Genomic DNA, 7,205 nt, shown 5'->3' on the forward strand with positions numbered 1-7,205 from the left:
ATCCCTGTAGGCTTGTCCGCGAGGTCCCTCTCGCAGACAGTCCCAGAAAGGCGCACCCCGCCCCGGCTTTTGCCGCCGGCAGGCGCCGAACTCCGAAACTTGAGTTACTTCTATCCTGCCGATTTGTCGCGGGCACGGCCCGCTCCTACAGGGGTATCAATCGCCCTCTTCCTGGCGAAAATCCGGCATACCGTTTTTATCCCAGTGCAGCACCCGGACCCGGGTGTGGCGGTTGGGGTCGTTCAAGGGATCGCCCTCTATCTCGCGGTAGTCCCGCGCGTGGTACACCATCAGGTCGGTGACGCCGTCCTCCGCCACAGTAAAGCTGTTGTGGCCGGGGCCGAAGCGCTTGACCTCGGGATTGGTGTGGAAAACAGGCTGCGGCGATTTGTGCCAGACATCCGGGTCCAGCAGGTCCTCGTCCGCATCGGCCCAGAGCAGGCCCACTGCATAGTTGTGATCGGTGGCACTGGCGGAGTAGGTGACGAATACGCGGCCGTTCTTCTGCAGTACCGCGGCACCCTCATTGACCTTGTAACCCACCGTCTCCCAGTCCAGCTCCGGCCTGGTCAGGGTGACCACCGGTTCCTTGATACGAATGGGAGATTCCATCTCTGCCAACAGCAGGGCTGAGTTGTAGTTGCTTTCGGGATCGGATTGGGCCCAGAGCAGGTAGCGTTTGCCTTTGTGGGAAAAGCTGGTGGCGTCCAGGGAAAAGGTATCGTGCGGTGTGACGATCCGCCCCATTTCCTCCCAGTTACCCTCGGTGGGATCGGCGGAGGTATTGCGCAGGGCGTACATACGGATACGCCAGGGGTGCTCCACCTCGCCGGCCGCAAAATAGATATACCAGGCATCCTCGATCCAGTGCAGCTCAGGTGCCCAGATATGTGCGCCCATGGGGCCGCTGGCGTGCTTGCGCCATATCACCTCGGCCCGGGCATCGGCCAGGCCCTGGACGGTGCGGGAACTGCGCAACTCGATTTGGTCGTATTCCGGCACTGTGGCCACGAAGTAGTAGTAGCCATCCGTATGCCGGACAACCCAGGGGTCCGCCCGCTGGGTTATCAGCGGATTGTCATAGGCCATGGCTTTCCCTGAAACTATGGCCAACAGCAGGCAAAGGAAGGCCGATCGGAGGGCGGGGGCGGTCGTTTGCGGGAGTTGAACTGACATTGTCATCGCCCTTGATTATTGTTGTGGCACGTGCGGCAATGCTTGTTGCTGCCTTTTTAACGATATTATTATAATACTATTAGAGTCACAACCCCGGTAGTGGTGACCAAATCGCCTGGAGCGATTTGGCGCAGCGAAGCTGCCGAAGGGCCGGGCACAGGGATGTGCTCGGCGACCACCATCGACTGAAAGAGTCTGTATCTATATATAAGAAGAGAGAGTTTCTATGCCCCCCTTCCTGTCCTCATTGGTCCGCCCCGGCGCCGGCATGCTGTTGAGCGCCCTGCTCTGCGCCTGCGCCCAAGCCGATATCAGCGACCGCGCCCCGCAAGTCAGCATTCACGACCCGGTGATGGCCGAGGAGGGGGACGACTACTATCTGTTCAGTACTGGGCCGGGAATCACCATCTATCGCTCGCCGGACCTGATGAACTGGACCCGTTCGGACCGCGTTTTCGCCGGCGAGCCGGACTGGGCCAGAAGTGTGGCTCCCGGCTTTAACGGCCACTTATGGGCACCAGACGTGATCGCCCGGAACGGCCGCTTCTACCTCTACTACTCGGTATCCGCCTTCGGCAAAAACACCTCCGCCATCGGCGTCGCCATCAACAGGACCCTGGACCCGCAATCACCGAATTATCGCTGGGAAGACCAGGGCATCCTGGTGCAGTCGGTCCCGGGGCGCGACAACTGGAATGCGATCGACCCCAATATCGTGCTGGACAAACAGGGCGATGCCTGGATGAGCTTCGGCTCCTTCTGGGACGGGCTCAAGCTGGTAAAACTCGACGAGAGCTGGACCGCCCTCGCCGAGCCCCAGGAGTGGCGCACCATCGCCCGGGCGGAGCGCCCCGCCTTTACCCCTGACGACGAAGCGGCCCCGGCGGAACTGGAAGCTCCGTTTATTTTTCCAAAGAACGGCTACTACTATCTGTTCGTCTCCCGCGGTCTCTGCTGCCGTGGCGACGACAGCACCTACCGCCTGGCAGTAGGCCGCTCCAAATCGGTCACCGGCCCCTATTTGGACAAGGACGGCGTGGATATGGCCCGGGGTGGCGGCACTCCGCTGATCGCCGGCAACCAGCGCTGGCCCGGCCTGGGACACAATAGCGCCTACACCTTCGACGGCAGGGACTACCTGGTGCTGCATGCCTATGAGTCCGCAGACAACGGCCTGCAGAAGTTGAAAATTCTCGATCTGGAATGGGATGAGGAACTGTGGCCGGTGGTGGACGCGGCGCAGTTGGACAGTTATCAAAGCCGGTTGGTGGAATAACCCATCAACTACTGTAACCACCCTGTAGGAGCCTGCTTGCAGGCGAAAAGCTCTGTGCTTCGCCTAAAAACCGCAGGATTCGCCTGCAAGCAGGCTCCTACAAGGGAAACACCGTAGGATGGGCAAAGCGAAGCGTGCCCATCAGGTTCCAGATGATGGGCGCTTTGCCCATCCTACAAATGACTTAACCATGAAAAAAATAATTCTATCGCTCGCACTGTCCGCTTTCGCGCTCGCCGCCAATACAGCAGCGCAAGAGCAACAAGTGCAAATGTTCCCTCTCTCCGACGTCCGCCTGCTGGACAGCCCCTTCAAGTACGCCCAGGAAAAAAACCTGGCCTACATTATGGCCATGGAGCCGGACCGCCTGCTCGCTCCCTTCCTGCGCGAAGCCGGCCTGGAGCCCAGGACGGAAAGCTACGGCAACTGGGAGTCCACCGGACTGGACGGTCATATCGGCGGTCACTATCTGTCCGCACTCAGCCTCGCCTATGCGGCCACCGGCGACAGCCAGGCCCGTGAGCGCCTGCAATATATGCTGGACGAACTGAAACACGCACAGGACAAAAACGGTAACGGCTACCTGGGCGGAATACCGGGTGGCGCAGCGATATGGCAACAGATCGCCGAGGGTGAAATTGACGCGGACCTGTTTACCCTGAACGGAAAATGGGTACCCCTGTATAACATCCACAAGATTTTTTCCGGCCTGCGTGACGCCTACCTGTATACCGACAACCGCCAGGCGCTGGATATGCTGGTGAAACTGTCCGACTGGGGCGCCCGCCTGGTCTCGAAACTTTCCGACAACCAGGTCCAGCAGATACTCAAAAGCGAACACGGCGGTCTGAACGAAGTCTATGCGGATGTGGCGGCGATCACCGGCGAAAGCAAATATCTGGACGTCGCCCGCCGCCTCTCCCACCGGGAAATTCTCCAGCCCCTGGAACAGCGCCGGGATGCACTGACCGGGCTGCACGCCAACACGCAGATTCCCAAGGTGATCGGCTACAAGCGCGTGGGAGATCTGGCCGGGGACAGCGACTGGCAGGAAGCCGCGGAATATTTCTGGCGGGAGGTGGTGGAGCACCGCACCGTGGCCATCGGCGGCAACAGCGTGCGCGAGCACTTCCACGACCGCGGGGATTTTTCCTCAATGGTCAGCGACGTGGAGGGGCCGGAGACCTGCAACACCTACAATATGCTCAAACTCACCCGCCTGCTCTACCAGACGGACCCGGACACCCGCTATATCCGCTATTACGAGCGGGCGCTGTACAACCATATCCTCTCCTCCCAGAACCCGGATACCGGCGGCCTGGTCTACTTTACCCCCATGCGGCCGCAGCACTACCGCGTCTACTCACAACCGGACCAGGCCATGTGGTGCTGTGTGGGATCGGGCATCGAGAACCACAGCAAATACGGTGAAATGATCTACGCTCACCGGGGCGACGAGCTGTTTGTCAATCTCTTTATCCCCTCCACCCTGACTTGGAAAGAGAAAGACCTTTCGCTCTCCCAAACCAATCATTTCCCCGACGAAGACACAACCACCATCACCCTGGACAGCGACGCCAGTTTTACCCTGCAACTGCGCCAGCCGGCCTGGGTATCCGGAGCCAGACTGTCAATTCATATCAACGGCAAACCCTTTGCGTACAGCGCAAAGCCCGGCGGCTATATTCCCATCAGCCGCGAGTGGAAGGCGGGCGACCGCGTGGACATAAAACTGCCCATGCACCCGCAACTGGAGCAGATGCCGGACGGCTCGGACTACTACGCCCTGCTCTACGGCCCTGTGGTGCTGGCGGCAAAGACCCAGCCCTTTGCCGATGAGAAACTCGATTTCTTCGCCGACGACAGCCGTATGGGGCATATCGCCAGCGGACCGATGTGTTCCCTGGAGGCCGCTCCCCTGTTCGTCAGCGACAGCCACGATTTTCTCGACAAGCTCCGGCGCCTGCCCGGCTCCCGGCTGCGCTTTGCCGCGCCGAAGGAACTCCAAAGCCAAAGCGATGAAGGCCTGGAATTGATTCCCTTTTTCCGCCTGCACGAATCCCGCTATATGCTCTACTGGCCCTTCAGCACACCGCAACAGTTGGCGGAACGCCAGCGGAAAAATGCCGAAGCCGATAAAACGAGACTGGCACTCGAGGCAAAAACGATCGACAAGGTCGCGCCCGGCGAGCAGCAACCGGAGTCCGATCATTTCTTTGCCGGAGAAGGGACCGAGGCGGGCGTGCACAAGGGGCGGCACTGGCGCCATGCCAGCGGCTGGTTCAGCTATCGGCTGAAAGACCCGAAAGGCGAGGCGTCGAAAATCCGTATTACCTATTACGGGCTCGATAAGGGCCGCACCTTTGATGTTTTGCTCAACGGTATCAAGCTCGCGGATGTCACGCTGGACGGCAGCGAAGGGGATAGATTTTTCGATGTCGATTATCCCTTGCCGGAGGAGGTGCCAGCTCAAAACGATAAAAGTGTTCTCGAGCTGCGCTTTGAAGCCCGGGAGGGCTCAACAGCCGGCGGCATCTATGGAGTTCGGCTGCTTCGGCAATAGCCGGTAAAAGTTTCCATTGGCCGCAAAGCTGGGAATTGCAATCGTAGGGTGCGCCGTGCGCACCATCCAGGGCTGTACGAGCTACAGCTCTTCCCGGTGCGCACGGCGCACCCCACGGCAAGGACCAAGGTGCTTTCGGTCAGTAGAAACCATCAACCTCAAGTGTGGCCAATTTACGCCCCAATGCCAGGACTTCCGGATGATGCATAAAACCGTAGATGTCCTGCGCGCGCTTCGGGCCAATATTCGGCAGCTGTTGCCAGTCGTCAATGCTGCGCCTGGACATTTTGGCGAAGGTTTCGCCCGGCCAGAAGTTTCCGGGCAGAGTCCCTGCCGAAGGCATGCCCAGCGCGGGCATCCACTCGCGAAAAGTGCGCGTCTTCGCCTGCTGGAAATTCGTTTCCAGTTTACCTGCAAGCACCTCCCCAATATCGGGAATGTCGATCAACTCTTGATGTGACAGCTCCGTCCAAGCCAGCAAATCCGGCAGCGCGCCCGCCTCCATCAGAGTCCGCCAGCGCCCTTCCCCCATGGCCCGGAAATTCAGTTTTTCTCCGAGCCAAACCGCCCGCGCCAGAAACTGCCCTTTACATTTTACCGTTGGCCGCCAACAGGTCAGCGATCCGAATTCCCCGGAGTCGGGTACATCCAATACAGCCCGCTGTGTCGCCGGCAAAACCACATCGAGTATTTTAGGGATCGTCTGTCCCGCCAGTGCGATGCGCAACTGGTCTCCGGGGCGGATATCCCACTGTTTCCAGCGGGCGAAGGAACCGCTGCTCACCCGTCGGATTTCCCGGTCATCCAACTGGGTGGGACGTATCTCCACCACCGGCACTATCCGGCCGGTGCGACCCACGGAAAATTCCACGTCCACCACTTCCGCCAGCGCCGTCTCCGCCGGGTGCTTCCAGGCCGCGGCCCAAAACGGGGGCTCGGCACGCCAGTGCTCCGCCGCGGGCCGTTGGCCCTGGCGCAGCACAATACCGTCGGTAGCAAACGGCAGTGGCGCCCGGTACCAGTGTTTCCGCCAATGGACGACCTCCTCAACCCCACTCACCCGGTGGGTAAAATCCGTGGTGTCGTAGCCCATGGCCTTCAGCGCCTGCAAACGCTCCGGCACTGCCGCGGGACCATCCGGCCAGTCCCAGATGAACACCGTCAATCTCTGTGCCTGCTCTTCCGACAACACCCGCGACGCCATGGCGCCGCTCGCCAGCCCGCGCGCATTGGCACTGCCGTTTTTCTGGCGATGCCCGCCAAAGCGCCAATACAACTCTCCCTGCAGGACCAGTTGCGCACGGGTATCGGGTATCCTGGGCAGGATTGCCTCTATCTTGCGGGCGTGGGATGTCCAGTCCTGCCCGCGGCGACCGTCGCCGCGGCTGATCATCCGCGCCAGTTTGCCGTGCCGGTACACCAGCGAGACGGCCACGCCGTCGACCTTCGGCTGTATCCAGACTTCGTCGCGGGCGGCGAGCCAATTCGCCACTGCATCTTCGTCCGCCAATTTCTCCAGGCCGGTCTGGGGAACGGGATGCGCCACACTCCGCCCCACCACCTGGTCGGGCGGCGTTACGCTTCGCGCATGCTCTGGAAAGCAGCCGTTCCAAACCGCCAGCTTCGCTCGCGCCTGGTCGTAAACCGCATCGTCGACCAGCGCCTTGTGCCTGAAGTAATAGGCCTCGTCCCATTGCACAATTTTCTGCTGGAGCTGACTGATTTCCGCCGCTGCCTGCACGCCTGTCCACGACGGGCATTCCGGCGATTCTGTAAACGCAAGGGAAACCGAGGGAAATAAGACACTTGTGCCAATCAGTATTGACAGGGAGAGACGAGGGAGGAAATTAAGCAAACCTGAATTGAATATTGACCGGGATATTTTCATACCCACTATTGCTTTAGTTGGTTGCTCTCGGCTGATAGGCAGAGGCTAACGCAACGGCGGCCGGCGATAAAGGGGCAGAAAGGATTTTCTGTCCCTTTATCGCGCAGGTACAGCGCTCCCTGGCCGGCTTGCAAATGAGCAGTGGCGTTTCAGGGCCGTAAATATTCGCCTGCAAGCAGGCTCCTGCAGAGCCAGTACCTTTGAGCCTGTTTGAAGTCTTCAAAGATTCGGTCTCAGTGCGGGACCGGGTGGGGGGCCGCTTTCCGGGACACGGGCTGGGCGCCCCCCTTAAATACGTCCTT

Annotated in this window: 4 protein-coding genes; 2 read left to right on the top strand and 2 right to left on the bottom strand. The window is 60.2% G+C overall.

All coding sequences use genetic code 11. The features are described 5' to 3' along the window. Window positions 1–156: 156 nt before the first annotated feature. Window positions 157–1,089 carry a glycoside hydrolase family 43 protein gene (locus ACRC0P_RS11360; RefSeq protein WP_438630942.1) on the bottom strand — a complete coding sequence of 311 codons (933 nt, stop codon included), beginning with the start codon at window positions 1,087–1,089 and terminating at the stop codon, window positions 157–159. Window positions 1,090–1,402: 313 nt separating this feature from the next. On the opposite strand from ACRC0P_RS11360, the gene ACRC0P_RS11365 reads away from it, so the two are divergent. Then, the gene (locus tag ACRC0P_RS11365; RefSeq protein WP_438630944.1) at window positions 1,403–2,452 is read left to right on the top strand and encodes an arabinan endo-1,5-alpha-L-arabinosidase; all 1,050 of its coding nucleotides are present in this window, start codon (window positions 1,403–1,405) and stop codon (window positions 2,450–2,452) included. Between the two features lie 271 nt (window positions 2,453–2,723). Then, the gene (locus tag ACRC0P_RS11370) at window positions 2,724–5,015 is read left to right on the top strand and encodes a beta-L-arabinofuranosidase domain-containing protein (protein ID WP_438630948.1); all 2,292 of its coding nucleotides are present in this window, start codon (window positions 2,724–2,726) and stop codon (window positions 5,013–5,015) included. A gap of 139 nt (window positions 5,016–5,154) precedes the next feature. Here ACRC0P_RS11370 and ligB read toward each other — a convergent pair whose 3' ends face one another. Continuing rightward, window positions 5,155–6,903: an NAD-dependent DNA ligase LigB gene (gene ligB / locus ACRC0P_RS11375; protein ID WP_438630946.1), complete on the bottom strand. Its 1,749-nt coding sequence runs from the start codon at window positions 6,901–6,903 to the stop codon at window positions 5,155–5,157. Window positions 6,904–7,205 lie beyond the last annotated feature (302 nt).

Source organism: Microbulbifer sp., assembly GCF_051659245.1.
Taxonomy (GTDB): domain Bacteria; phylum Pseudomonadota; class Gammaproteobacteria; order Pseudomonadales; family Cellvibrionaceae; genus Microbulbifer.

What these genes read in the sequence shown, in the direction of transcription:
- ACRC0P_RS11360 (WP_438630942.1), bottom strand. Translation starts at nt 1,089, where the DNA reads ATGGCCTATGACAATCCGCTGATAACCCAGCGGGCGGACCCCTGGGTT.
- ACRC0P_RS11365 (WP_438630944.1), top strand. Translation starts at nt 1,403, where the DNA reads ATGCCCCCCTTCCTGTCCTCATTGGTCCGCCCCGGCGCCGGCATGCTG.
- ACRC0P_RS11370 (WP_438630948.1), top strand. Translation starts at nt 2,724, where the DNA reads ATGTTCCCTCTCTCCGACGTCCGCCTGCTGGACAGCCCCTTCAAGTAC.
- ligB (WP_438630946.1), bottom strand. Translation starts at nt 6,903, where the DNA reads ATGAAAATATCCCGGTCAATATTCAATTCAGGTTTGCTTAATTTCCTC.